A 24036-nucleotide genomic window follows, 5' to 3' on the forward strand; every position below is an offset into this window, starting at 1 on the left:
GCGTCATGAACGTCTCCCTCTTCCCTCTTCCAGAGGGAGAGGCCGCCGCCGGATTCGACACGGTCGTCGCACGGTTCCACGACCTCGAGGAGCGGTCCGAGGACGATCCGTCGGCGCCCCTGTGCGACCTGGGGGAGGACGGAGACGTCCTGCGGCAGGTGCTGGAGCGGGCCGACTTCAAAGACCTGGCGGGACTGATGATCTCGGGTGGACGTCCGGTGGGTGACGACGGCGTCGGGACGGTGTGCCTGTCCCTGGCACCGGACGAGGTGACCCGGGTGGACGGCACTCTCTCCGGCATCGACCTGGACGACGTCATGCGCGCGGCGCCGGCGGTGCTGTCGCCGATGTTCCGGGCAGGCGGCATCCCCGAGGGTTACGAGGACGGCCTGCGCGACTGTCTGGAAGAACTGCGCGCCGTCTACCGGCTCGCCGCCGGCCGGGGCCTGGCCGTGGCCCAGGTGTTCCAGGGCTGAGGCGGGAGAGAACGGCGGCGGACCGGCCCGGGCGGCATCCGCGCCCGCGACGACGAGGGCCCCGCTTCCGGTGCGGACCGGAAGCGGGGCCCGAGTGCCTCAGGCGTGTCCGCGGCTCAGTAGCGGCGCGTGATCAGCGCGCGCTTCACTTCCTGGATGGCCTTCGTGACCTCGATGCCGCGCGGGCAGGCGTCCGTGCAGTTGAAGGTCGTGCGGCAGCGCCACACGCCGTCACGGTCGTTGAGGATCTCCAGCCGCTGCTCGCCGGCCTCGTCACGCGAGTCGAAGATGAAGCGGTGGGCGTTCACGATCGCGGCCGGACCGAAGTACTGGCCGTCGTTCCAGAACACCGGGCAGGAGGAGGTGCAGGCCGCGCACAGGATGCACTTCGTGGTGTCGTCGAAGCGCTCGCGGTCCTCCGGGGACTGGTAGCGCTCCCGGGTGGGCTCGTTCGTCTCCTTGACGACCAGGAACGGCATGACGTCCCGGTACGCCTGGAAGAACGGCTCCATGTCCACGACGAGGTCCTTCAGGACCGTCAGGCCCTTGATGGGCTCGATCGTGATCGGCTTCTCGGGGTTGATGTCCTTGATCAGCGTCTTGCAGGCAAGGCGGTTCTTGCCGTTGATCCGCATCGCGTCCGAGCCGCAGATGCCGTGCGCGCACGAGCGGCGGAAGGTGAGGGTGCCGTCGACGTCCCACTTGATCTTGTGGAGGCCGTCGAGGACCCGCTCCTTGGGGTCGATCTCCAGCTGGAAGTCTTCCCAGGTGGCCTCCGCCGCGACCTCCGGGTTGAACCGGCGGACACGGAAGGTGACCGTGATGTAGGGGGAGTCGGCGAAGCCGGGCTCGGGCTGGCCGGCCGCGTCCGCCTTGTCCAGAACAGGGGTAGCCATCAGTACTTACGCTCCATCGGCTGGTAGCGGGTCTGGACGACCGGCTTGTAGTCGAGACGGACGGTTTCCGAGCCGTCGGCGCCGACCTCGCGGTACGCCATGGTGTGGCGCATGAAGTTGACGTCGTCGCGGTTCGGGTAGTCCTCGCGGTAGTGACCACCGCGGGACTCCTTGCGGGCGAGGGCCGACACCGCCATGACCTCGGCCAGGTCGAGCAGGTTGCCCAGCTCGATCGCCTCCAGCAGGTCCGTGTTGAAACGCTTGCCCTTGTCCTGGATCGCCACGTTCCGGTAGCGCTCCTTGAGCTCGGCGATCTTCTCGACCGCCGTCTTGATCGTCTGCTCGGTGCGGAACACCATGACGTTGGCGTCCATGGTCTCCTGCAGCTCGCGGCGGATCGTCGCCACCCGCTCGTTGCCGGTGGAGGTGCGCAGCCGCTCGATCTGCTCGACGACGAAGGACTCCGGGGCGTCCGGCAGCTCGACGTAGTCGGCCTTCGCCGAGTACTCGGCGGCGGCGATGCCCGCGCGGCGGCCGAAGACGTTGATGTCCAGCAGCGAGTTGGTGCCGAGCCGGTTGGCGCCGTGCACGGACACGCAGGCGACCTCGCCGGCCGCGTACAGACCCGGGACGACCGTGGTGTTGTCCGCCAGGACCTCGCCCATCACGTTCGTCGGGATGCCGCCCATCGCGTAGTGCGCGGTCGGCTGGATCGGGATCGGGTCCGTGTACGGCTCGATGCCGAGGTAGGTCCGCGCGAACTCGGTGATGTCCGGCAGCTTGGCGTCCAGCTGCTCCGGCGGCAGGTGGGTCAGGTCCAGGTAGACGTGGTCGCCCTCGGGACCACAGCCGCGGCCCTCGCGGATCTCCGTGTAGATGGAGCGGGAGACGACGTCGCGGGACGCCAGGTCCTTCATGACGGGAGCGTACTTCTCCATGAAGCGCTCGCCGTCCTTGTTGCGCAGGATGCCGCCCTCACCGCGGGCGCCCTCGGTGAGCAGGATGCCCATGCGCCAGATGCCGGTCGGGTGGAACTGGAAGAACTCCATGTCCTCCAGCGGGAGGCCGCGCCGGTAGACCGCCGCCTGACCGTCACCGGTCAGCGTGTGGGCGTTCGACGTCACCTTGAAGAACTTGCCGGTGCCGCCGGAGGCGTAGATGACGGCCTTCGCCTGGAAGACGTGGATCTCACCGGTGGCGAGCTCGTAGGCCACCACACCGGCCGACCGCTTGACGCCGTCGACCTCGGTGATCAGCTGGTCCAGGACGTAGAACTCGTTGAAGAACTCCACGCCCTCCTTGACGCAGTTCTGGTACAGCGTCTGGAGGATCATGTGGCCGGTGCGGTCCGCGGCGTAGCAGGACCGGCGGACCGGGGCCTCGCCGTGGTTGCGGCTGTGACCGCCGAAGCGGCGCTGGTCGATGGTGCCGTTCGGCGTGCGGTTGAACGGCAGGCCCATCTTCTCCAGGTCGAGGACGGCGTCGATGGCCTCCTTCGCCAGGATCTCGGCGGCGTCCTGGTCGACCAGGTAGTCACCGCCCTTGACCGTGTCGAAGGTGTGCCACTCCCAGTTGTCCTCCTCCACGTTGGCCAGCGCGGCGGCCATGCCGCCCTGCGCGGCGCCCGTGTGGGAGCGGGTGGGGTAGAGCTTGGTCAGGACCGCGGTGCGGCTGCGCTTCGTCGCCTCGATGGCGGCACGCATGCCCGCGCCGCCGGCGCCGACGATGACGGTGTCGTACTTGTGGATCTTCATGTTTCTCGCAGCCCCGTGCCTAGCGGATGTTCGGGTCGAAGGTGAAGATCACCAGCGTGCCCAGCAGGATGGTGAACACCGTGGCGGTGTAGAGCAGGCCCTTCAGCCACAGCCGGCTGTTCGGGCGCTCCGCGTAGTCGTTGATGATCGTGCGCAGGCCGTTGGCGCCGTGCAGCATCGCCAGCCACAGCATCAGCAGGTCCCAGACCTGCCAGAACGGGGACGCCCAGCGGCCGGCCACGAAGGCGAAACCGATCTTGGAGACGCCGCCGTCCAGCACGAGCTGGATCAGCAGGTGGCCGAGGACCAGGACGACCAGGACGATGCCGGACAGCCGCATGAACAGCCAGGCCGCCAGCTCGAAGTTGCCCCGGGTCGACTTCGGGGACTTCTTGGTCCGCTTGCGCGGCGCCTCGATCAGCGGGGCCGGGTTGTCGACGGTGTAGACGGGGGCGCCCTCGACGGGGCCGACTCCGGACGCGGTGGTTTCAGTGGTGGACATCGGCGTCAGCTCCCAAAGAGAACACGGGCGGCGTGGCCGAGGACCGGGTAGATCGCCCCGGCCATCAGGACGATCCAGACACCCATCACGGTCCAGAACATCTGCTTCTGGTAGCGCGGGCCCTTCGACCAGAAGTCGACGGCGATGACGCGCAGGCCGTTGAGCGCGTGGAAGAGGATGGCGGCGACGAGGCCGTACTCCAGCAGCGCGACGATCGGCGTCTTGTACGTGGCTACGACCTTGTCGTAGTCCTCGGGGGAGACACGCACGAGAGCGGTGTCCAGCACGTGAACGAACAGGAAGAAGAAGATGAGGACGCCGGTGACTCGGTGAGCCACCCAGGACCACATTCCTTCCCGGCCGCGGTACAGCGTTCCAGCCGGCACGGAAGAACCCTCCGGGAGCGGGGACTAGGGCCGCGCCGGCTTCACTGTCGGTCGGGCCCGGCCGGGTACGGTCCACCGGCCCTCTGCATCGTATCCACGTGCCGCCGTGGTGCTTACGGGGGGCCTACCGGTGTGATCAAAGTGGCACGCTGTTGGGCTAGCGGGGGCCGTCGGAGGGGCCGTTTCGACCCTCATTTGCCGGGTGCGGGGGTGTTTGGGCTGGTCACGGCCACGTGGCGGCGGCCACAAATCGAACACAGCCCCGCGCCGCTGAGCAGCCCCAGCAGCCGTCCCCGTGCGAGGCGGCGGAGCTCGTCCGCCGCCACCACCCGTTCCTCCTCGGGATCGTTCGCCAATCGTGACCGGATCGCTTCGAGGATGTGGTCGATGACCTCGTCCGGCGCGGCGTCGCCCAGGTAGAGGACGAACGCGTGTCCGAATCGGGCCTCGTAGGCGGCGTGCGCGGCACTCAGGGCCATGTGGGCCGCCGAGTAGGTGTCCTCGGGGAGCTCGGGGAGACACTCGCCGGCCAGGGCCTCGGCCAGATCGCGGGGAGAGAGGTCGTACGCCGCCTCGTCCGCTGCGGCCAGCAGGGCGTCCAGGTCGGGGTAGGGGCGGTGGTCGGCGATCCGGCGCGACCAGCGCGGGCTGTGCAGGCAGTGCAGCAGAAGGGCGCGGGCCTCGTCCGCGGGCGCGGTGTTGAAGGCGTCGAGGGGTGTGGGGAGATACGGCTGGCGGTGGGCGGGCAGCGTGGGTCCTCGCGTCACAGGTGGTGTGGCAGGGGATGCTGTGAAAAGTGTGGCCTCAGGTTATCGAGAGTGGTCACGCTGTGTCCGAGGGATGCCTGAAATTCACCCGGACGGGAGAGTTTCGGAACGCTTGGATGACAGCTGGGCGGACGATCGGTCGTACGTTGGCAAGGTGATCCAGCACAGGCACAGGCGCCGGGGCCCGGCGCGGCAGGTGATGCGGAAGCGTGCGGTGGTGGCCGCCGCGTTCGTCGGGACCATCGCCCTCGGCACGGGCGTCGGCGTGTGGGCCGCCTCGGACGGGGGCGGCGGACGGCCGGACGCGGGCGCGCGGCAGTCGTCGTCCGGGCGGGTGCCCGGCGCCGGCTCCGGCGACCCGGGCACACCGTCGGCCACTCCCAGCCCGAGCCGCTCCTATCCGCTGTCGCGGGCGCCGCGCACGATACCCGCGGTGCGCTCCCACACCCCGGCGCGCGGACCCGGCTGGACTCCGCGGCCGGGCGCGCGGGTGGTGGTGAGCGACCCCGAGCTCGCCGACGAGGGGCGGCTCATCGCCGGGGAGCTGGGACTGCGCTACGCGGGGGAGCGGGACGACGTACGGGCGGGCGACGTACGGCTGGCCCTCGGCGGCGGGGGCGGGAACGAGGAGTCGTACACCATGACCGTCCGCGGCGGACGGGTCGACATCAGCGGGCCCGGCGAGGCCGGCGTGTTCTACGGCACCCGCACCCTGAAGCAGGAGGTCCACGGCGGCGGTACGGCGGCCGAGGGCGTCATACGGGACGAGCCCGCCAAGCCGGTGCGCGGGTTCATGCTGGACATCGCGCGCAAGCCGTACAGCGAGACCTGGATCGAGGACCGGATACGCGAGCTGGGCGACCTGAAGTTCAACGAGCTGGGCCTGCACTTCTCCGACGACCAGGCCTTCCGGATCGAGTCCGACAGCCACCCCGAGATCGTCTCCGCGGACCACCTGACCAAGGACCAGGTCAGGAAGATCGTCGCACTGGCGGACAGCCGGCACATCACCGTCGTCCCCGAGATCGACTCGCCGGGGCACCTGGGCGCCGTCATCGCCGCCCACCCCGACCTCCAGCTGCGCAACGCGAGCGGCGTGCCGACGCGGGGCGCCGTCGACATCTCGAAGGACGCCGCCGCGCGGATCGTCGACGACCTGCTCGACGAGTACGCCGGGCTCTTCACCGGCGGCCAGTGGCACCTGGGCGGGGACGAGTACCAGGCACTGACCGTCCGGGACCCGCAGGCCTCCTACCCGCAGCTGGCCGCCGCCGCCCGGCGGTCCCTCGGCACCGGCGCGACCGTAGCCGACCTCGCCACCGGCTGGCTGGGCGACCGCGCCGCCACCGTCCGCGCCCACGACCGCACCGTCCGCGCCTGGAACGACGGCTTCTACCGGAACACCTCCGTACGGCCCGACCCGGACATCGAGGTCGCCTACTGGACCGGCAAGGAGATCGGCGCCCGTCAGCCCGTGGACTACCTGAGCGCGGGACGGAAGGTGCTCAACTACAACGACGAGTTCCTCTACTACGTGCTCGGACAGCCGCAGACCTTCGTCTACCCGACCGGGCAGCGGATCTACGAGCAGTGGAACCCGCGCGTGCTGCGCGGCACGAACGCCGTGCCGGAGCGCTACGACGGGCAGATCCTCGGCGGCTCGTTCGCGGTCTGGTCCGACTTCCCGCACGCGCAGACGCAGGCGCAGGTCGCCGCCGGCATCCGGATGCCGCTGCGGGCCACCGCGCAGAAGCTGTGGGACCCGGGCACGCCCGCGCTGTCCTGGGCGGACTTCAGGAATCTGGCGGACCGGCTGGGCTGAGAACCGGGTGGACGCACGGCGGCGTCCGACCGTATGTTCCGGTGTCCGCTCGCGCGTTCGCCCGCGCTGCGGCAACCGCACTCACGCGCCGGCTCGGGGAGAGCCGGCGCGTCTCGGATCACGTCCTTTCGGGGGAACTCCTTCATGGCCTCACCCATGCCCGCGCCCATGCCCGCGCCGCCGTACGCCGCCCCGCCCGGCGGCGCCTGGCTGCGCTCACCGGCCGCGCTCGCCCGCGCCACCGCCGTACTGCTCGGGCTGGTCATCGCGACCGACCTGTTCGCCTGCTTCGCGGACCTGCTGGAACTCGACGTCACCGGCGACATCGCCGACGGCGCCGCCGGAACGGACGTCGTCGGCCGGGCCGACCGCGCCGACAACCTCTACGCGGCGGCCGGCGTCTCCCAGATCGTCGCGCTGGTCGCCACGGCGGTCGTCTACCTGTGCTGGCTGTGGCGGGTCCGGGTGAACGCCGAGGTGTTCGACGCCTCCCGGCACCGGATGAGGCGCGGCTGGACGATCGGCGGCTGGTTCTGCCCGGTCGTGAACCTCTGGTTCCCGCGCCGGATCGTCGCCGACAGCTGGGACGCCAGCGCCCCCTGGGGCACGCGGTCCGGGCACACGCCGGTCAACGCCTGGTGGACGCTGTGGATCATCAGCCTCCTCGCGGGCCGCTACGCGTACACCACCTCCCGGAACGCCGAGACGGCGACCGAACTGAGCGACGCCGCCCGGGTGACGCTGTTCTCCGACGCGATCGACATCGCGGCGGCCGTCCTCGCCATCGTGGTGGTCGTCCGGCTGACCCGTATGCAGGAGCGCAAGGTCTTCTCGGGCGAACTGCCGGCCCCCGTCTCCGGCTGACGGCCCGCCGCTGCCCCCTTTGGCTGAAAGTCTCTGCTGTGACACTCCCGCGCAGTCGCACGCAGTAAGGGGCAGTGCGGGCTCCGTGCCGGTCGGCGCCCTGGCGAGAGAGGCATTCATGAGCCTGGTGGAACTCATCGCGCGGGCCGACGAACGCGGACTGGCCGCCAGCGGATTGGCTTGTTTGGATCGATGCCTGCCGTTGCTCGGAGGCGACGACGAGCTGCTGCGACCGCTGTGGGCCCGCCTCGCCGACGACTGCGACTGGTCCGCCGGCCTGGCCCGGGCCCGCGCCACGCTCGGCCCCGCGGACCCCGCCGACGACGAGGCCGCGCGGCTCACCCGGCACATGCTGGAGACGGCCCCCGCCGACGGCACCCCCGGCGCGCTACGGCCCTGGGCCGACGCCTGCTCGGTCGCCGCGCTGCGCGCCCACCTGCTGCTCGACCCGGCAGCCGACGGCGACTGGGCCCCGGACGCCCTCGACGCCGGGCGCGCGGGCGATCCGGCGGGCCTGCCGCCGCTCGTCGTCGCCGAACTGCGCCGCCAGGCCGCCGTGCTCGAACTCCTCGCGGGACACGGCCCGCAGGGGCTGCGCCGGGCGCTGGAGATATCGGTGGAGGGGCGCCGGGTGCTGCGCGCGGTGGTCTCGCGCCGGGCGCGCGGCGCCGCGGGGCCGGGGAGTGAGGGGAGCCTGTGATCCTCGTGCGGCGGACGTGGGGTGGTCCTGCGGTGGTTGGCCGAACGTCGGGAGAAACGTTTCCAACGATGGTGACGGAACCCCGCCCCCGCTCGCTCTTCCCTATGTGACAGCCCAAGTGACGACTCAGGTGACAGCTCATGCGACAACCCCGTCCCAGGCGGCACAGCACGGGACCAGGCCGAGCGCCGCGGCCAGGCCCGCGCGGTGGGCGGCGGACGCGGTGGCGACCATGCGGGAGGGCGCGCGCGTACGGCTCGACTACTCGGCACAGAGCCTGTGGCGGGTGGACCGGATGATCGAGGAGATACGGAGGGAGGAGCCGCCGTACGCGGCCGTCGAGAGCGTGCTGCGCGGCTTCGGCGCCTACGCCGGCGAGGTGATCGTCCGTCAGACCGGCGCCGAGTGGTGGACGACCGGCGGCGAGCACTGGGTGCGCACCCCGGACGGCCGGCTGTGGGACCCCATCGACGAGGCCCGCCGCTGCTACGGCGGCCACGGCTCGCTGCGGCTGCTGTGCCGGGACGCGACCGCCCCCGGCTGACCGGCCAGGCCCGGCTGTGACACTTCCGTCGGGGCCGACGCTGATGATCGTGTAGGGCGGACACGGCCGGAGCGTGTCGCACCGTGAGGCAAGCGCCACGCAGTGGCCAGGAACTCGGCACGAACGAGGACGGTCTTGGGCCAGGGAGGGGAACCCCGCCGCCCGCAGCCGCGGGACGGGGAGCTGGGCGCGGCCGTCGCGCGGGCCCAGGACGGCGACGAGACCGCGTTCGCCGTGGCCTACCGGATCGTGCAGCCCGGCCTGCTGGGCTATCTGCGGGGCCTGGTCGGCGAGGACGCCGAGGACGTCGCCTCCGAGGCCTGGCTGGAGATCGCGCGCGACCTCGGCCGGTTCCGGGGCGACGGCGCCGGCTTCCGCGGCTGGACGGCGACCATCGCCCGGCACCGCGCGCTGGACCACCTGCGCCGGCAACGGGTACGGCCCCGGGCCGCGTGGCTGGAGCAGGACGCCCTGGAGCTGCCCGGCCGGCACAGCACCCACGACCAGGCCCTGGAGTCGCTCTCCACGGAACGCGCGCTGGAACTGGTCCGCGCGCTGCCCCGGGACCAGGCCGAGGCGGTGCTGCTGCGGGTGGTCGTCGGCCTCGACGGGCCGGCCGCGGCCCGGGTCCTCGGCAAGCGCCCCGGCGCCGTCCGCACGGCCGCGTACCGGGGCCTGCGCCGCCTGGCCCGCCAACTGGGCGCGGACGGCGCACCGGACACGGACCCGCCGCCGCGGGGCGAGCCGGGGTGAACGCACCGGCGGGTGCGGCACGTATGCAGGGCCGGGACGAACGGCTTCGGGAGCCGGTCGTCGCGGGTGCGGGGCGCTGACGGCCGGCGGGCACGGCCGGGGGGCCGCGGTGGTCGGCGGGTGCGGGTGCCCCGGGGCCCGGCGCGTGGGCGCGGGGCGGGTGTGCGGAGGAGTTCCGGGTGGACCGGGTGAGGGCGGGAACGGGCATGGGTGAACAGCACAGCGGCGGCGGGCCGACCGGTCGTCGGCGCGCGCACCCCGGCGGGGCCCTCGCCACGCCGGACCCGGCCGGTGCCTGCGGACTGGAGACACGGTTCGCCACCGTGCTGCGCGCCGGCCGTGTCGACGGCGAGGCCGAGCGCGGCGCCGTCGCCGCGTTCCGCGCCGCGCGCGACGCGGGAGCGCACGACGCCCGGACCCGTGCCCGTGACGACTGGCGGCCCGGGCGCCCGGCACCCGCCCGCCGCTCGCTGCGGCTCACCCTCTCGCTCGCCCTGACGAGCCTCACGCTGGGCGGGGTCGCCGTCGCGGCCATCGGCTCCGCCGGTTCCGGCGCGCACCACGACGACCGGAGCCGATCGCCACGGTCCACGCCCCCCGTGGCGAGCACCCCGCCCGCCTCACCCGGCGCCCCGGCGGCCGGGCCCTCGGACACCGCGTCCCCGGACCACACCGGCCGGCCGGCCACCGCCCGGGACACCCTCGCCCACTGCCGTGCCTACACGCGGGCCGGGGAACGCGGCGGCGCCCTGGAGGCGACGGCCTGGCAGCGGCTCGTCACGGCGGCGGGGGGACCGGAGAAGGTCGCCGCCTACTGCGCCGCCCGCCTGGAGCGCGGGCAGGGCGAGCACACCGGCCACGCGGGGACTTCCGGCAACAAAGGCAACACCGGGACGTCCGGCAACAACAGCAACGCAGGGACGTCCGGCAACAAACGCAACGGCGGTGACACCGGCAACGGCGGTGACACGGGCCAAGGCAAGAACAAGGGCGGAGACCGGGGGAACGCGACCGTGGGGAACTCGACGGCGGGGAACCCGGCCGGCGGCAGAGCGGCCGGCGGCAACTCCTCCGGCGGAAGGCCGTGAGGCGCCCGTGACCAAGGCGACGGCCGGGGCCGCCACCCCCCACAGGAGAGGCCCCGGCCGTCGCGTGGACGGGCCGCGTGCGGCCCGTACTCCCTTCAGCGCCGTGGGTGCGGTTTCTGTCACACCCCACCACAGCACGGCCACATCGTGACCCCGTCGCGGCCTCACGCTGCGCACATCCGAAACCGGTCACGAGTTAGTTGCATCTTCTACAGACATGGACGGGCAGCGGTTTCACGCCGTAACGTGCCTTTCGCGCCGACCGAAGACAGGCGTAAAGGGAGTGCGGTGCTGGGGGACGACGCGGAGCTGACCACCGCGGTACGTGCGGCACAGGACGGGGACGAGACCGCGTTCCGTACGGTGTACCGCGCGGTGCATCCGCGCCTGCTCGGGTACGTCCGCACCCTGGTCGGCGACCTGGACGCCGAGGACGTCGCGTCCGAGGCGTGGCTCCAGATCGCCCGTGACCTGGACCGCTTCAGCGGTGACGCCGACCGGTTCCGCGGCTGGGCCGCCCGGATCGCCCGCAACCGCGCCCTGGACCACATACGCATGCGGGGCCGGCGTCCCGCCATAGGCGGCGACGAGACCGAGCTGACCGGCCGCGCCGCCGAGTCCGACACGGCCGGCGAGGCCATCGAGGCCCTGGCCACCGACAGCACCCTCTCCCTGATCGCCCGGCTCCCGCAGGACCAGGCCGAGGCGGTCGTCCTGCGCGTGGTCGTGGGCCTGGACGCCAAGACCGCCGCCGAGACCCTCGGCAAACGCGCGGGCGCCGTCCGTACCGCCGCGCACCGCGGTCTGAAACGTCTCGCGGAGCTGATCGGCGACGATCCGGAATCGGCGGGCGCACTGGACGCCCTCCCGCCGCAAAGAGAACCGCGCCGGGGCGCGGTGACGTCCGCGACTGTGACGCATACGCGTGCGCGGACGCAGAAGGACATGTGATGGCCGACGAGCAGTACAAGTGGCTGAACCGGCAGACGGCGGAACGCCTGTTGCGCGGCGAGTCACTGGAAGCCGTCGACCCTTCCGCCCGTGACCAGGCCGAACGTCTCTCCCAGGCGCTCGGCGCGCTGTCCGCGCAGGCGACCGAAGCCCCCGGTGAACTCCCCGGCGAGCAGGCCGCCCTGGCCGCCTTCCGCAAGGCGCGCGAGGCCGCCGAAGCCGAGCGCACCGCGACCGCGCACGCCCCCACCGCTCCCCGCACCCCGGCACGAGGCGCCGACACCGGCCTGGTCCGCATCGGCGCCCCGGCCCGTACCGGAATCCGCGTCCGGCGCCCCCGCTGGGCCCGCCCGGTGCGCCTGGCGCTGGCCGCGGCGGTGGCAGCGGGAACGCTCGGCGGGGTCGCCGTGGCCGCCGGCAGCGGGGTGCTGCCCACGCCGTTCGGCGACGATCACCCCGGCCCGGCCACCTCCGTCTCTCCCGACACGACCACGGAACAGCCGCTCACCTCGCCGTCCCCACCGGGCGGCGGGACGGGCACGGGCGCACCGGGCGGCGGGACGCGGAGCCACCGGGGCGGCACCGATGACGAGGCCACGGGGGCCGGCGACGGCACCGGGGCGCCCTCCGCCACGTCCGGCACCGGGTGGCCCGGCGCCACCGCGGCCTGTCGTGCGCTGCGGGACGGCAAGGAGCTGAACGCCGGCCGCCGGCGCGCGCTGGAGCAGGTGGCGGGCGGCCCCGGCCGCGTGACCGCGTACTGCAAGGTGCTGCTGGGCGCCGGGGACTCCGCGTCCGGCGGCACGGGCGGTGCGAACAGCGGCGGCGGCGAGAACACCACCGGCCAGGGCTCGGACAACGGCAAGGGCGAGGGCAAGGGCGGCGGCAAGGGAAACGGCAAGGGGAACGGCACGGGCAAGGGCGACGACGCCCCTGCCGACCCGGGCGGCGGCATGGGCAACGGGAACGGAAACGGCAAGGGGAACGGGAACGGAAACGGAAACGGCAAAGACGCCGATAAGGGCAGCGGTAGCGGCAACGGCAACGGCAAGAGCAACGGCGGGAACAAGAACAGCGGCAACGGCGGCGGCAAAGGCGGCCTGCACCAGGACGGCGCCGCCCCCGCTCCCTCGGCCTTCGCCCCCGCGCACCGCGGCACACCCGGCAACGGCTCCACGACGCCCCCACCGGCTCCGACGTACACCGCCCTCTGATCGACGCCACCCACTGTGACCTGCGGTTTCGCGGGCACCGAAATTTTTTCGGCGCGAGGTGTGACGTTTCTTGAGCCCGGGACGCAGTAATGAGTGAGCCGACTGGTCATCGGCCGTCGCACGGAGCCGGGGTTCCCCCCGTACCCGCGGCTCGTGCACCTGGCGCGGGCGGGACACGTTCCCCCGGTCCCGCCCGCGCCCCGCAACGCACAGCTCTCGGCTCCGCACTGCCCCCGCAGGGCGTCTCACCAGGACACGACGACCTTGTCGCCGATCCTCACCTGTGCGAAGAGCCGGGCGATCGCCGTCTCGTCGCGGACGTTGACGCATCCGTGGGAACCGCCCGCGTAGCCGCGCGCCGCGAAGTCGTACGAGTAGTGGACCGCCTGGCCACCGCTGAAGAACATCGCGTACGGCATCGGCGAGTGGTAGAGGGTCGACACATGGTGCCGTGACTTCCAGTAGACGGTGAACACCCCTTCGCGGGTCGGGGTGTACTGCGCGCCGAACCGCACCGCCATCGTGGACAGGGTCCGTCCGCCGACCATCCAGCGCAACGTCCGGCTGGTCTTGCTGATGCACAGCACCCGCCCGGTCATACAGCGCGGATCAGCCGCGGCGGCCGGCCGACCAGCCCTCGGGTACAGCTCCCCCCTGCCCGGCGGCCGGGTCATCGCCACCAGCCGCTGCCAGGTGACGGCGTCCGTCGCACCCGTCCGGGGCAGTCCGCGCTTGCCCTGGAAGCCCTTGACGGCCTGCTCGGTGGGGCCGTCGTACGACCCGGTCGGCCCCACGGCCAGCCAGGCCACCTGGCGCAGCCGCGCCTGCAGTTCCCGCACGGCCGGCCCGCTGTCCCCGCGCGCCCACAGCACCCGCGGCGCGGGCACGGAGGGGGTGACGCCCGGTGTGTCCGTCGGCGGGTCGGCCGGCGCCGTCCGGGCGGCGCCGGGCACCGGACTGCTCCAGGTGCTGCCGGGCCCCCGACCGCTCCGGGCGGCGCCGGAAGCCGGACCGCCGGGCGGTTCCACGTGGACCGGCAGACCTTGTTTCCCATCGGCGCCCGCCGGCTGCACGGTGCACCCGCAGAGCGCGGCGAGTGCGGCGGCCGAGGCGAGCAGAGCGGCAGAGCTCCCCGGGATCCTCATGCCCGGGATGCTTCCCCGCGTGACCGCCGCCGAACTACGGGGCATGGTGAGGAGTACCCGTACACCGCGCGGAGGCAGCGATGGCACAGCAGTCGGCACGTCAGTCGGAGTCGGGCCTGCCCATCGAGCCGGTCTACGGGCCGGCCGACCTGACCGGCTGGGACCCGGCCCGGAAACTGGGCGAACCGGGCGCGTACCCGTTCACGCGGGGCGTGTACCCGACGATGTACACCGGCCGGCCGTGGACGATGCGCCAGTACGCGGGCTTCGGCACGGCCGCGGAGTCCAACGCCCGCTACCGGCAGCTGATCGCCCACGGCACCACGGGCCTGTCGGTCGCCTTCGACCTGCCCACCCAGATGGGCCACGACTCCGACGCGCCCCTCGCGCACGGCGAGGTCGGCAAGGTGGGCGTGGCCGTCGACTCGATCGAGGACATGCGGGCGCTGTTCGACGGCATCCCGCTGGACCAGGTCTCGACGTCCATGACGATCAACGCGCCGGCCGCGCTGCTCCTGCTGCTGTACCAGCTGGTGGCGGAGGAGCAGGGGGTGGCGGCGGACCGGCTGACGGGCACGATCCAGAACGACGTGCTCAAGGAGTACATCGCCCGGGGCACGTACATCTTCCCGCCCAAGCCCTCCCTGCGGCTGACGGCGGACATCTTCCGGTACTGCACCGCCGAGATCCCGAAGTGGAACACGATCTCGATCTCCGGCTACCACATGGCCGAGGCGGGCGCGTCCCCGGTGCAGGAGATCGCGTTCACCCTCGCCGACGGCATCGAGTACGTCCGCACGGCGGTGGCGGCCGGCATGGACGTGGACGACTTCGCCCCGCGCCTGTCGTTCTTCTTCGTGGCCCGTACGACGCTGCTGGAGGAGGTCGCCAAGTTCCGCGCGGCGCGCAGGATCTGGGCGCGGGTGATGAGGGAGGAGTTCGGCGCGCGCAACCCCAAGTCGCTGATGCTGCGCTTCCACACGCAGACGGCGGGGGTCCAGCTGACGGCCCAGCAGCCGGAGGTGAACCTGGTCCGGGTCGCCGTCCAGGCCCTGGCGGCGGTCCTCGGCGGCACGCAGTCCCTGCACACCAACTCCTTCGACGAGGCCATCGCGCTGCCCACGGACAAGAGCGCGCGCCTGGCCCTGCGGACGCAGCAGGTGCTGGCACACGAGACGGACGTCCCGGCGACGGTGGACCCGTTCGCCGGTTCCTACGCCGTCGAGCGGATGACGGACGACGTGGAGGAGGCGGCCGTCGACCTGATGCGCAGGGTGGAGGACCTGGGCGGGGCGGTCGCCGCGATCGAGCGGGGCTTCCAGAAGGCCGAGATCGAGCGGAACGCGTACCGCATCGCGCAGGAGACCGACTCCGGTGACCGGGTGGTGGTCGGGGTCAACCGCTTCCGGCTGGACGAAGAGGAACCGTACGAGCCGCTGCGGGTGGACCCGGCGATCGAGGCGCGCCAGGCCGAGCGCCTGGCCCGGCTGCGGGCCGAACGCGACGGTGCCGCGGTGACCGCGGCACTCGGCGCGCTGCGGAAGGCGGCGGAGGGCGAGGACAACGTGCTGTACCCGATGAAGGAGGCGCTGCGGGCGCGTGCGACGGTGGGGGAGGTCTGCGGCGCGCTCCGCGAGGTGTGGGGGAGCCACGTACCGAGCGACACCTTCTGAGCCGCCGGTCCTCCTCCCGGACGGGGAGGGCCGGCTGTCGTACCCGCGTGCGACACTCCCTCCATGTTCGGCGTCATCGACCTCCCCACCTATCTCGCGGGCCTGATCCTGATCGTGCTGCTGCCCGGCCCCAACTCCCTCTACGTCCTGTCCGTGGCCGCTCGCCGCGGTGTGCGGGCCGGTTACACGGCCGCCGCCGGCGTGTGGTGCGGGGACACCGTGCTGATGACGCTGTCCGCCGCCGGGGTCGCCTCGCTGCTCCAGGGCAACGCGCTGCTGTTCGGGATCGTGAAGTACGCCGGCGCCGGATATCTGAGCTGGCTTGCGATCGGCATGCTGCGGGCCGCCCGGCGGATGTGGCGGACCCGGCGGGAGCGGGCCGTCGAGGAGGCCGCGCCCGACCGGGGCACCGACGAGCGGCCCTTCCGCCGCGCCCTCGTCGTCAGCCTCTTCAACCCCAAGGCGATCCTCTTCTTCGTCGCCTTCTTCGTGCAGTTCGTCGACCCGGGCTACGCCTACCCGGCCCTGTCCTTCGTCGTCCTCGGCGCTTTCGCCCAGCTGGCCAGCTTTCTGTACCTCAGCGCCCTGATATTCAGCGGCACGCGGCTCTCCGCGGCTTTCCGCCGCCGCAGGCGGCTGTCCGCGACGGCCACGTCGGCGGCCGGGGTGCTGTTCCTGGGCTTCGCCGTGAAGCTGACGCTGGCCAGCGCGTAGGGCCGGTCGGAAACGTCCGCGTTGTGGGCCCGAATGATCCCGAAGTCGTTTCCGTCGGCCACGGCGTGCCCGGTGGTGTATCCGACGGAACCCGGGTCCGACTTCTTGCGCACGGTGAATCCGTACGCACAGGAAACCGTTCTCGATGGTGTCGCCGCCGTTGACGGCCGACGGCGTTCTCTCGGTCTTCCCGCCTGTGCGGAGCACTCGCTCGACGGTCCACATCGTGCCCGGGGTGCCGAGGGTGTCCGTGGAACCGCGCCCGCCCGCTCGGCCTCGGCCGCCGTCTCTCCGCCGGGGCGGCGGGCGCGGTCGCCGGGAGGCCACCGAAAAGGGAGAGGCCGGCAGAGCCTTCAGGGCGACGGAATATCTCCAGGATACGGGTTTCAAACCTCGATTCCGCTCACCGCTTTCGGTGCGCGGGGCCCGGTCTGAACAGCCGTATGCGGCGCCGGGATGGCGGAAGGATGAACTCCGAGAATTCGCTTCAGTTTGGCTGGGCGCATCATTTCGGCCAGCGTTTCCGGGGCGTCTCCACAGTGTCCGTGGAATCTCTGTCGCGGTTTTGCCCCGGCATGATGATATTACGCCCCCGCGTTCCGGTGCGCCGGACTCCTGAGAGACCGGCCGGGTTCGGCTCGCGTTCACCTTTCCCGAGTCCGGAAACGTGATCGCGAATCAGTTGTCCGAAGGAGAAGATCGTTGCGGCGGGGCAGTGGTTGCCTCCCGGACGAAAGGATTCTTCAGATGCGCAAGAAGTCCTTCGCTGCAGTGGCGACCGGTGTGATGGCGGTCGCCGCCCTGTCGCTGAGCACTGGTTCGGCCTCCGCCGGTGCGAACGACACGTTCTACCCCTGGCAGAACGGAAAGAGCGGGCGCTGCCTCTCCCTGTCGGGCGGAGGCAGCACGTCCAACGGTGTGAACGCCGTCATCTACGACTGCAACGGCGGAGACGAGCAGTACTGGGGCTACTACACCAGCGGTGAGCTGGTCAACCTCAAGAGCGGCAAGTGTCTGTCCACGGCGAGCGGCGGCGGCACCGCCAACGGCACCGAGGTCATCCAGTGGACCTGCAACGGCGGCGCCGAGCAGCAGTGGTACCGCTCCAGCGCCGGCGAGTGGGTGAACGGCAAGAGCGGCAAGTGCATGTCGACGGCGAGCGGCGGCGGCACGGCCAACAACACCAAGGTCATCATCTGGTCGTGCAACGGCGGTGCCGAGCAGTACTGGTACTGATCCTGGCCGCGTCCGGGCGGGCGGTGGATCCCACCGCCCGCCCGGACGCGGCCGCAGGGCCATCTCGTCACCCCGAGTTCACCTGCCCGTCGGACCGACGTTGGAATGCGGCGCCGAGATTTTCCTACCGTCACAGGAACCTGTCCCGGAGAAAGCCCAGGTGTCCGCGTGCCAAGCCTTCCACCCAAACTGTCCGTGATCGTCCCCTGCTTCAACATCGAGGGCTATGTCCCCGACACCGTGACGAGTCTGGTGAACAACGCGAAGGACGAATTCGAGTTCATTTTCGTCGAGGACCGGTCCACCAAGGACCGGACATACGAGGCGTTGCTGCACCTGACGAAACGGCTGAAGAACAGCAGGGTGATCCGGCACGAGCAGAACGGCGGACTGGCCACCGCCCGGAACACGGGCATCGACGCGGCCGAGGGCCGGTACCTCACCTTCCTCGACGGCGACGACTGGCTCGCCCCCGGCTACCTGGCCCGACTGGTCGACACCGTCGAACGCCTCGACGTCGACTTCGTACGCACCGACCACGTCCAGGTCACCGGTGTCGGACGCAGCGTCCACCGGGCCCCGGAGGGCCGCCGGCACACCCCGCTCGACCCGCGCACCTCGATCCTCCCCGTCGACGACACGACGATGGTCGACTACCCCTACGCCTGGGCCGGCATCTACCACCGCCGCCTCCTGGACCGCGGGCTGCTGCGCTTCCACGACGGACTGCGCACCGCCGAGGACCGCCCGTGGATCTGGGCACTGCACCGCCGGGCCGACTCCTATGCCGTGGCGAGCCTGCGCGGCGTCTTCTACCGGCGCGGCGTGGCCAGTTCGCTGACCCAGATCGGCGACGTACGGCAACTGGACTTCTTCCGTTCCTTCGACCTCGTGCTCGGCGAACTCGCCGACGACCCCGAGGCCGGCAGGCTGCGCAAGAAGGCGCTGCGCAACTACTGCGTCGTCATCGCCCACCAGCTCCTGGCCCGGGACCGGTTCGAGCGGAGCGTCGCGGCACGGCTGCGACAGCTGGCCGCCGAGGCGCTGGGCCGGATGACCGAGGAGGAACTGGCCGACGCCCTCGTCGGCATGGGTGAGGAACGCGTACACGTCCTGCGGCGCATACGCGGCGGCATGAAGGGGGTCGCGGCATGAGCGGCACGCACCACACGACCAGGGGTACGACGCAGATCTTCTTCTCGGCCACCCAGTACGCGGCCGCCACCGTCACCGCCGCCCTGCGCGCCGGGCTCTTCGGCCCGCGCGAGGAACACCGCCGCATCCTCGTGGTCAGCAACACCGCCGCCGTGCCCGAGGTCGGCACCCCCCTGGACCGGATGCCGGGCTTCGAGCGGCTGCGCCCCGAGTTCGACGAGGTGCGCTCCTGGAACGAGTTCATCTCCCCGCACCACCCGGCCGGCTGGTCGCCGCGCGGCCAGGACCTGCTGCTGTGGGAGAAGGCCGTACGCCTCGCCTGGAACCTCGGGGACGAGCCGGTCGAGATCGCCTGCGAGTCCATCCAGGCCAACCCCTCCCGTGCCGTCGCCGACATCTTCGCCGACAGCCCGATCCACGTGTACGCGGACGGCCTGATGAGCTACGGCCCCACCCGCAACCGCATCCCGCACGGCATGAGCAGCCGCATCGCGCGCGTGCTCCACCTCGAACTGGTACCCGGGCTGCGGCCGATGCTCCTGTCCGAGTACGGGGTCCGGCCGGAAGCCGTGCCGAACGACGCCATCGTCGACGTCCTCGCCCAGATCGGCGAGGAGGGCGCGGGACTGCTCGCCGAACGCCTGCCCGCCGGGGACCGGCCCACCGCGGTGCTGCTCGGCCAGTACCTCTCGGCCATCGGTCTGATCACCCAGGACGAGGAGGAGGAACTCCACGTCCGCATGCTGCGCGCCGCCGCCCGTGCCGGACACCGTGACGTCCTCTTCAAGCCCCACCCGAGCGCACCCGCCGTCTACGGCGCCTCCCTGGAGGCGGCCGCCGCGGAACTCGGCGTACGGCTGACCGTCCTGAGCGAACCGGTGCTCGCCGAGACGGTCTTCGCCCACCTCAAGCCGGACCTGGTCATCGGCTGCTTCTCCACCGCGCTGATGACCGCCGCCGCCTTCTACGGCATCCCGGTCGCCCGCGTCGGCACGGAACTGCTCCTGGACCGCATCACGCCGTACGAGAACAGCAACCGCGTCCCGCTCACCATCATCGACGCGGCCCTGCCCGACGCGGAGCGCGACGAGATCGGCACCCCGCTCCCCCTCGACTCGCTGAGCGGGGAACTGGGCCCCCTGGTGCGCACCGTCGGCTACTGCATGCAGTCCCGCAAACACCCCGGCCTGCGCGAGGAGACCGTCGCCTGGCTCACCGCGCACCTCGCGGAGCATCCGCAGTACTTCAAGAAGCGTCGTCTGACCGTGCTCCGCCTGCCGGGCGGCAGCGCGGTACGGGCCGAGGCGCTGCGCCGGCACCCCGCCGTCCGCAAGGCCGTGCGGCAGATCCGCGCCCGCCAGCGGTAGGCCCGTCCGTTCACAGCGCGCGATGGCGGGCGGGCGCCCGGAGGGTGCCCGCCCGCAGCCGTCCGGGTGCGGCCGGGGCCCGCTGACCTGGGCGGACCACGAAGAACGCGTCGCTCCCCGGCCTGCGGGGAGCGACGCGCGGGAAGGCGACGGGCTCAAGTCCGGGTCAGCGCCCGCGCCCGGCGGGCGAGGCGGCGCACGGTCGCGTTGCGCGGGATGAACGCCAGTTGCGCGGGCACCGCACCGGGCAGCGCCAGCGACGTCAGCCGGCGGCGCTTGAAGTAGCGCCAGGTGTGCGCGTCGAGGTGCCGGGCCAGATAGCTCTCGGCGGCTTCCCGCAGCTCCGGGTAGATCCTCGGCTGCATCGCGAAGCCCACCGCCTTCAGCAGCCCCTCCAGCTGTGCCACCCGCTCCCGCGAGGGCAACGACCAGCCGGACACGGCCCGCTGGTCGCCGAGGTCGGGCAGCAGCGCGTCGGCGAGGGTCACCGGGACCCGGTTGCTGTTCTGGTAGGGCGCGAGCCGGGCCAGGACGGTGTCGGTGCCGGCCCGGGCGACGGGCAGGCCGTACAGCGCGGCGGCGGTGAACAGGGCGGTGGAGAAGCAGCCGACGACCAGCGCGGGACGCAGCCGCTGGAAGGCCACCTCCGCGAGCACCGGAACGTCCAGCACCTCCAGTTCGGCGCCGAGCCGGGCCGCCTCCTCCTCCAGCAGCCGGGACCAGCGGGCGGGCGCCACCGGGTGCGGCTTGAAGACCAGCCTGCGGTGGCCGAGCGCGACCGCGCCGCGCACCATCCGCAGGTGCAGTTCCTCCTCCTCGGCGGCACCCAGGATGTCCAGTGCGGACAGGTACTGGCCGAGCAGCAGCGCGGGCCCCTCGCCGCCGGTGTCCGGGAACCCGGGCGCCGCCGCGGCCATCTCGTCCAGTACCTTCAGGAACGCCTCGGTGCGGATCAGTTCGGGGCGCACGCCGAACTCGGTGAGCAGCAGCGGAGTCAGCCCGGGGACCAGGTCGAGGTGGAGCAGGCGCTCGACGCGCGTGCCGACCAGCGGATCGACCTTGTCGCGGGTGGGGCCGTAGCTTATGAGGCCGTCCGCGTAGACGTCGACGGGGGCGCCGGTGAACACCTGGCACAGCGCCAGTGCCGGGTTGACGTGCACGGACTCCACGGTGAGCCGGACCCGGTCGTCACCGAGGCCCCACAGCAGCCGCAGGTACCGCTCCCACATGGGGATGTCGTTGGCGCGCGGGCCCCAGCCGCTGGGGTGCAGGGGCGCGATGGTCTCGTTCCAGGACAGCACCCCGTCGAAGCGCTCGCCGATGCCCGCGAACCCGGCCATCCGGTCCAGGGCCGCGGTGGTCTCGGGGTTGGCCGCGTTGTTGGTGACGACCAGCAGCCGGCGGCCGGCCGGTTCGAACAACCCGGCGTCGAGGGCGGCGGCCAGCGTGGCCGCACCGTACAGCGTCGAGGCGCAGAAGATGTGGGTCGTGCCGGTCATCAGGCGGCCACCGTCCGGGCGGTCGTCGGCCGGCGCCTGAGCCGGCGCAGCCGGCCCGCGCGCTGCGGGTCCATCGCGTCGATGGCCTGCTCCAGCAGATCCTGCGGCAGCCTCTTCAGCGCGGCCGCGCCCCGTGCTCGCAGTTGTCTGGCCACGGCGGGTTCGAACCTCTCGATCGATCCGAGGTGGTGGGCCATGATGGCGCAGTACGTGCGCACGGCTTTCGGCAGCAGCGCGCCGGCATCGCGGTCCCGTGCCGTTTCCTCGATCACCTGGTCGAACGCGCGAATGAAGTCCAGTTGGCGCACATCCCCGATCTGGGTGAGCGACGAGGCGACCCCGCGCCGGTAGTACACGCCGAGCAGCCCGACCGCGGCGAAGGAATCCGCCTCCCGGTGCAGTTTCCAGATCCACGGGCGGTCCTCGGCCGTGCGCAGGCCGTGGGTGAAGTGCAGCAGTCCGCGGTCGACCAGCCGGCGGTGGTACACCCCCGCCCACGCGTACGCGTAGTCGACCGAGGTGGACCGTTCGGCCGGCAGGATCGCCCCGCGGGGGTCCAGCACCACCTGGCGCCGCCCCACCGGGACACGGTGGACGGAGCGGGCCCGGCCGGTGCACTGCACATGGTCGGTGCGGACGAAGTCGCAGCCCAGCTCGTCCATGGCGGCGACCAGGAGCGGCAAGTAGCCGGGGGCGAGCCAGTCGTCGCCGTCCAGGAACGTCAGGTACTCGCCGCGCGCCCGGTCGATGCCGGTGTTGCGCGCGGTCGCCAGCCCTTCGTTCCGCTCGTGCCGGACCACGACGGCGCCGGGCAGTTCGCGTTCCGCGCGCGCGAGGATCCGCGGTGTCTCGTCGCTCGAACAATCGTCGACGAGAATGAATTCGAAGTCCTCACGCGCGTTCGCACGCAGGCTCTTCAGCGTGTCTGGCGCGTATTGCTGGACGTTGTAGAAGGGCACGATGACCGAGAGCTTCACCACGCGGACGACCTTAGAGGGGACCCCGGCTCACACCCCGACGGTCTGCTTGAATCCAGGTGAACTGTGCGCGACGAAGTAATGAACCACGTATTTTCCCGCCGCCCCCGCGTCCCGATTCCCCATTCGGCGATGTGCTGTTAACCGTTTGTTGCATTCGGGTTGGGCGGAACCTCTCAATCGCTTCCTAGCGTCTTCGACGTGCCAGCAAGTGCGAAGAAGTCCCTGCGGGTCGCCGTCCTCGCGGACTCCGACACCCGGTGGAAGTGGGGCGCGCTCACCGCGCAGCGCCTCACTCCCGCGGCTGCCGAGGTCCGGCTCGACGGCTACCTCCTGCGGGGACGCGCCACCCCCACCGCCCGCCAGCTCCAGGAAGTCGGCGTCCATGCCGACTCCCTGCGCGAGGTCACCGCGGTCGAGTTCCTGCGCGCGATGAGCGAGGACCCCGACGACCGGTACGACGTCCTCGTGCTCGCGCTGGTCGGCGGCGGAGTGCAGGCGATGCTGCACGGGCTGCGGGCCGCCTGGGGCTCCGGCAGGCGCCCCGTGGTCGTCACCGGCTACGTCGGCGTCGTCTACGAGAAGCTCACCGACGGGCTGCTGCTGCGGCACGGCGCGGACCTCGTCCTCGCCAACTCCCGCCACGACGCGGACCGGTTCCGGGCCGTGTACGAGGGCGTGGGCGCCGACGCCTCCTCGGTCACCGAGGTCGCGCTGCCCTTCCTCGGCGGCGAGCCGTACACCGGCGCGGACGAGCCGTCCCCGGAGCAGGGACGCGGGCCCTACACCGTGGTGTTCGCCGCCCAGCCGTCCGTGCCGGACAACCGCCGGGACCGTACCTACCTGCTGAACCGCCTCGTCGAGCACGCCCGCAGGCACCCCGAGCGGGAGGTGCTGCTCAAACTGCGCTCCAAGCCCGGCGAGCACACCACCCACATCGAGGAGCTGCCGTACCAGAAGCTGGCCCAGGGCCAGGACCTGCCGGCCAACTTCCGCCTGGTGTACGGCCACATGGGCGAGGTGCTGGACCGCACCGACCTGCTGGTCACGGTCAGCTCCACGGCCGCCCTGGAGGCCCTGCACCGCCGCATCCCCACCGCGGTCCTCACCGACCTCGGGGTCCGCGAGGTGCTCGGCAACCACCACTTCACCGGCTCCGGCTGCCTCGCCTCCTGGGACCAGCTCGACGCCGGGCACCGTCCGGTGCCGGACGAGGAGTGGGTGGCCCGGCAGGGCGTCGCCGCCGACGGCACCTACGGCACGGCGTTCGACAGCGCCCGCGAGCGCATCGCCCGCTTGCTCGACCGGCCGGGCGGGCTGCCGCCCCTCGCGCCCTACTACACCCCCGAGACCGCGCCCGGCTACCTGCCCGGCATCCTCGCCCGCCACCACCTCGGCCCCGACGGCGTACCGCTGCCCGGTGCCCCCGCCGCCGACAAGGCGCCCGGCCCCGTACGGCAGATCGTGCGCCGGGCCGCGCGCGGCGCCTACCGGCACGGCGTCCAGCGGGTCGCCCCCGTGATCCGGCGGATGGGCGAGCTGTGACCTCACCC

The 24036-nt window shown here is 72.2% G+C and carries 23 protein-coding genes; 15 read left to right on the top strand and 8 right to left on the bottom strand.

The window, feature by feature from the left end:
- Positions 1-5: 5 nt before the first annotated feature.
- Complete coding sequence (locus tag LG395_RS29905; RefSeq protein WP_225811834.1) at positions 6-476, top strand: hypothetical protein; 471 nt, start codon at positions 6-8, stop codon at positions 474-476.
- Positions 477-592: 116 nt separating this feature from the next.
- Here LG395_RS29905 and LG395_RS29910 read toward each other — a convergent pair whose 3' ends face one another.
- The 5 genes from LG395_RS29910 to LG395_RS29930 all read right to left on the bottom strand — a co-directional run bounded on the left by LG395_RS29910 (position 593) and on the right by LG395_RS29930 (position 4781).
- The gene (locus LG395_RS29910) at positions 593-1372 is read right to left on the bottom strand and encodes a succinate dehydrogenase iron-sulfur subunit (RefSeq protein WP_171153441.1); all 780 of its coding nucleotides are present in this window, start codon (positions 1370-1372) and stop codon (positions 593-595) included.
- A complete protein-coding gene (gene sdhA, locus LG395_RS29915) occupies positions 1372-3126 on the bottom strand; it encodes a succinate dehydrogenase flavoprotein subunit (protein ID WP_171153439.1) in 1755 nt (584 codons plus the stop codon). Before sdhA ends, LG395_RS29910 begins: the two co-directional genes overlap by 1 nt.
- 19 nt (positions 3127-3145) lie before the next feature.
- Positions 3146-3628, bottom strand: a complete 483-nt coding sequence (locus LG395_RS29920) for a succinate dehydrogenase hydrophobic membrane anchor subunit (RefSeq protein WP_171153437.1) — start codon at positions 3626-3628, stop codon at positions 3146-3148.
- 5 nt (positions 3629-3633) lie between these two features.
- Positions 3634-4014, bottom strand: coding sequence for a succinate dehydrogenase, cytochrome b556 subunit (sdhC, locus tag LG395_RS29925; RefSeq protein WP_037856824.1), 381 nt, complete (start codon positions 4012-4014; stop codon positions 3634-3636).
- 191 nt (positions 4015-4205) lie between these two features.
- On the bottom strand, positions 4206-4781 hold the full coding sequence (locus LG395_RS29930; protein WP_225811835.1) for a 2-oxo-4-hydroxy-4-carboxy-5-ureidoimidazoline decarboxylase: 576 nt from the start codon (positions 4779-4781) through the stop codon (positions 4206-4208).
- A gap of 199 nt (positions 4782-4980) precedes the next feature.
- On the opposite strand from LG395_RS29930, the gene LG395_RS29935 reads away from it, so the two are divergent.
- The 8 genes from LG395_RS29935 (at position 4981) to LG395_RS29970 (ending at position 12717) form a co-directional block, all read left to right on the top strand.
- On the top strand, positions 4981-6603 hold the full coding sequence (locus LG395_RS29935) for a beta-N-acetylhexosaminidase (protein WP_225811905.1): 1623 nt from the start codon (positions 4981-4983) through the stop codon (positions 6601-6603).
- Positions 6604-6747: 144 nt separating this feature from the next.
- Positions 6748-7467: a DUF4328 domain-containing protein gene (locus LG395_RS29940; protein WP_225811836.1), complete on the top strand. Its 720-nt coding sequence runs from the start codon at positions 6748-6750 to the stop codon at positions 7465-7467.
- Between the two features lie 118 nt (positions 7468-7585).
- A complete protein-coding gene (locus tag LG395_RS29945; RefSeq protein ID WP_225811837.1) occupies positions 7586-8167 on the top strand; it encodes a hypothetical protein in 582 nt (193 codons plus the stop codon).
- A gap of 130 nt (positions 8168-8297) precedes the next feature.
- Positions 8298-8711 (top strand): hypothetical protein, encoded by a 414-nt coding sequence (locus LG395_RS29950; RefSeq protein WP_171153431.1) that lies wholly within the window; start codon positions 8298-8300, stop codon positions 8709-8711.
- A 135-nt stretch (positions 8712-8846) separates the two neighbouring features.
- Positions 8847-9464 (top strand): RNA polymerase sigma factor, encoded by a 618-nt coding sequence (locus tag LG395_RS29955; RefSeq protein WP_171153429.1) that lies wholly within the window; start codon positions 8847-8849, stop codon positions 9462-9464.
- 206 nt (positions 9465-9670) lie between these two features.
- A complete protein-coding gene (locus LG395_RS29960; RefSeq protein ID WP_225811838.1) occupies positions 9671-10552 on the top strand; it encodes a hypothetical protein in 882 nt (293 codons plus the stop codon).
- Between the two features lie 288 nt (positions 10553-10840).
- On the top strand, positions 10841-11503 hold the full coding sequence (locus tag LG395_RS29965; protein WP_171153425.1) for an RNA polymerase sigma factor: 663 nt from the start codon (positions 10841-10843) through the stop codon (positions 11501-11503).
- Positions 11503-12717, top strand: coding sequence for a hypothetical protein (locus tag LG395_RS29970; protein WP_225811839.1), 1215 nt, complete (start codon positions 11503-11505; stop codon positions 12715-12717). Before LG395_RS29965 ends, LG395_RS29970 begins: the two co-directional genes overlap by 1 nt.
- Before the next feature lie 245 nt (positions 12718-12962).
- On the opposite strand, the gene LG395_RS29975 is transcribed toward LG395_RS29970, so the two are convergent.
- Positions 12963-13862, bottom strand: coding sequence for a L,D-transpeptidase family protein (locus tag LG395_RS29975; protein ID WP_225811840.1), 900 nt, complete (start codon positions 13860-13862; stop codon positions 12963-12965).
- Positions 13863-13942: 80 nt separating this feature from the next.
- Here LG395_RS29975 and LG395_RS29980 point away from each other — a divergent pair, with 80 nt between their 5' ends.
- From LG395_RS29980 to LG395_RS30000, 5 genes are all read left to right on the top strand, one after another.
- Positions 13943-15535 (top strand): acyl-CoA mutase large subunit family protein, encoded by a 1593-nt coding sequence (locus LG395_RS29980; protein ID WP_225811841.1) that lies wholly within the window; start codon positions 13943-13945, stop codon positions 15533-15535.
- Positions 15536-15598: 63 nt separating this feature from the next.
- Positions 15599-16249 (top strand): leucine efflux protein LeuE, encoded by a 651-nt coding sequence (gene leuE / locus LG395_RS29985; protein WP_171153417.1) that lies wholly within the window; start codon positions 15599-15601, stop codon positions 16247-16249.
- 747 nt (positions 16250-16996) lie between these two features.
- Positions 16997-17485 carry an RICIN domain-containing protein gene (locus LG395_RS29990; RefSeq protein WP_171153416.1) on the top strand — a complete coding sequence of 163 codons (489 nt, stop codon included), beginning with the start codon at positions 16997-16999 and terminating at the stop codon, positions 17483-17485.
- Positions 17486-17653: 168 nt separating this feature from the next.
- Positions 17654-18640 (top strand): glycosyltransferase family 2 protein, encoded by a 987-nt coding sequence (locus LG395_RS29995; RefSeq protein ID WP_225811842.1) that lies wholly within the window; start codon positions 17654-17656, stop codon positions 18638-18640.
- Positions 18637-20007, top strand: a complete 1371-nt coding sequence (locus tag LG395_RS30000; protein WP_225811843.1) for a polysialyltransferase family glycosyltransferase — start codon at positions 18637-18639, stop codon at positions 20005-20007. The genes LG395_RS29995 and LG395_RS30000 overlap by 4 nt, the downstream gene beginning before the upstream one ends.
- 155 nt (positions 20008-20162) lie before the next feature.
- Here the strand turns inward: LG395_RS30000 and LG395_RS30005 are convergent, their stop codons facing one another.
- Together LG395_RS30005 and LG395_RS30010 are read right to left on the bottom strand one after the other, a co-directional pair.
- Positions 20163-21506 carry a polysialyltransferase family glycosyltransferase gene (locus tag LG395_RS30005; protein WP_225811844.1) on the bottom strand — a complete coding sequence of 448 codons (1344 nt, stop codon included), beginning with the start codon at positions 21504-21506 and terminating at the stop codon, positions 20163-20165.
- Positions 21506-22486: a glycosyltransferase family 2 protein gene (locus LG395_RS30010; protein ID WP_171153409.1), complete on the bottom strand. Its 981-nt coding sequence runs from the start codon at positions 22484-22486 to the stop codon at positions 21506-21508. Before LG395_RS30010 ends, LG395_RS30005 begins: the two co-directional genes overlap by 1 nt.
- Positions 22487-22684: 198 nt before the next feature.
- On the opposite strand from LG395_RS30010, the gene LG395_RS30015 reads away from it, so the two are divergent.
- The gene (locus LG395_RS30015) at positions 22685-24028 is read left to right on the top strand and encodes a DUF6716 putative glycosyltransferase (protein WP_225811845.1); all 1344 of its coding nucleotides are present in this window, start codon (positions 22685-22687) and stop codon (positions 24026-24028) included.
- The last annotated feature ends 8 nt before the right edge of the window (positions 24029-24036 follow it).

The sequence above is a fragment of the Streptomyces spinosus genome (genome assembly GCF_020400655.1).
Lineage (GTDB): Bacteria > Actinomycetota > Actinomycetes > Streptomycetales > Streptomycetaceae > Streptomyces > Streptomyces argyrophylli.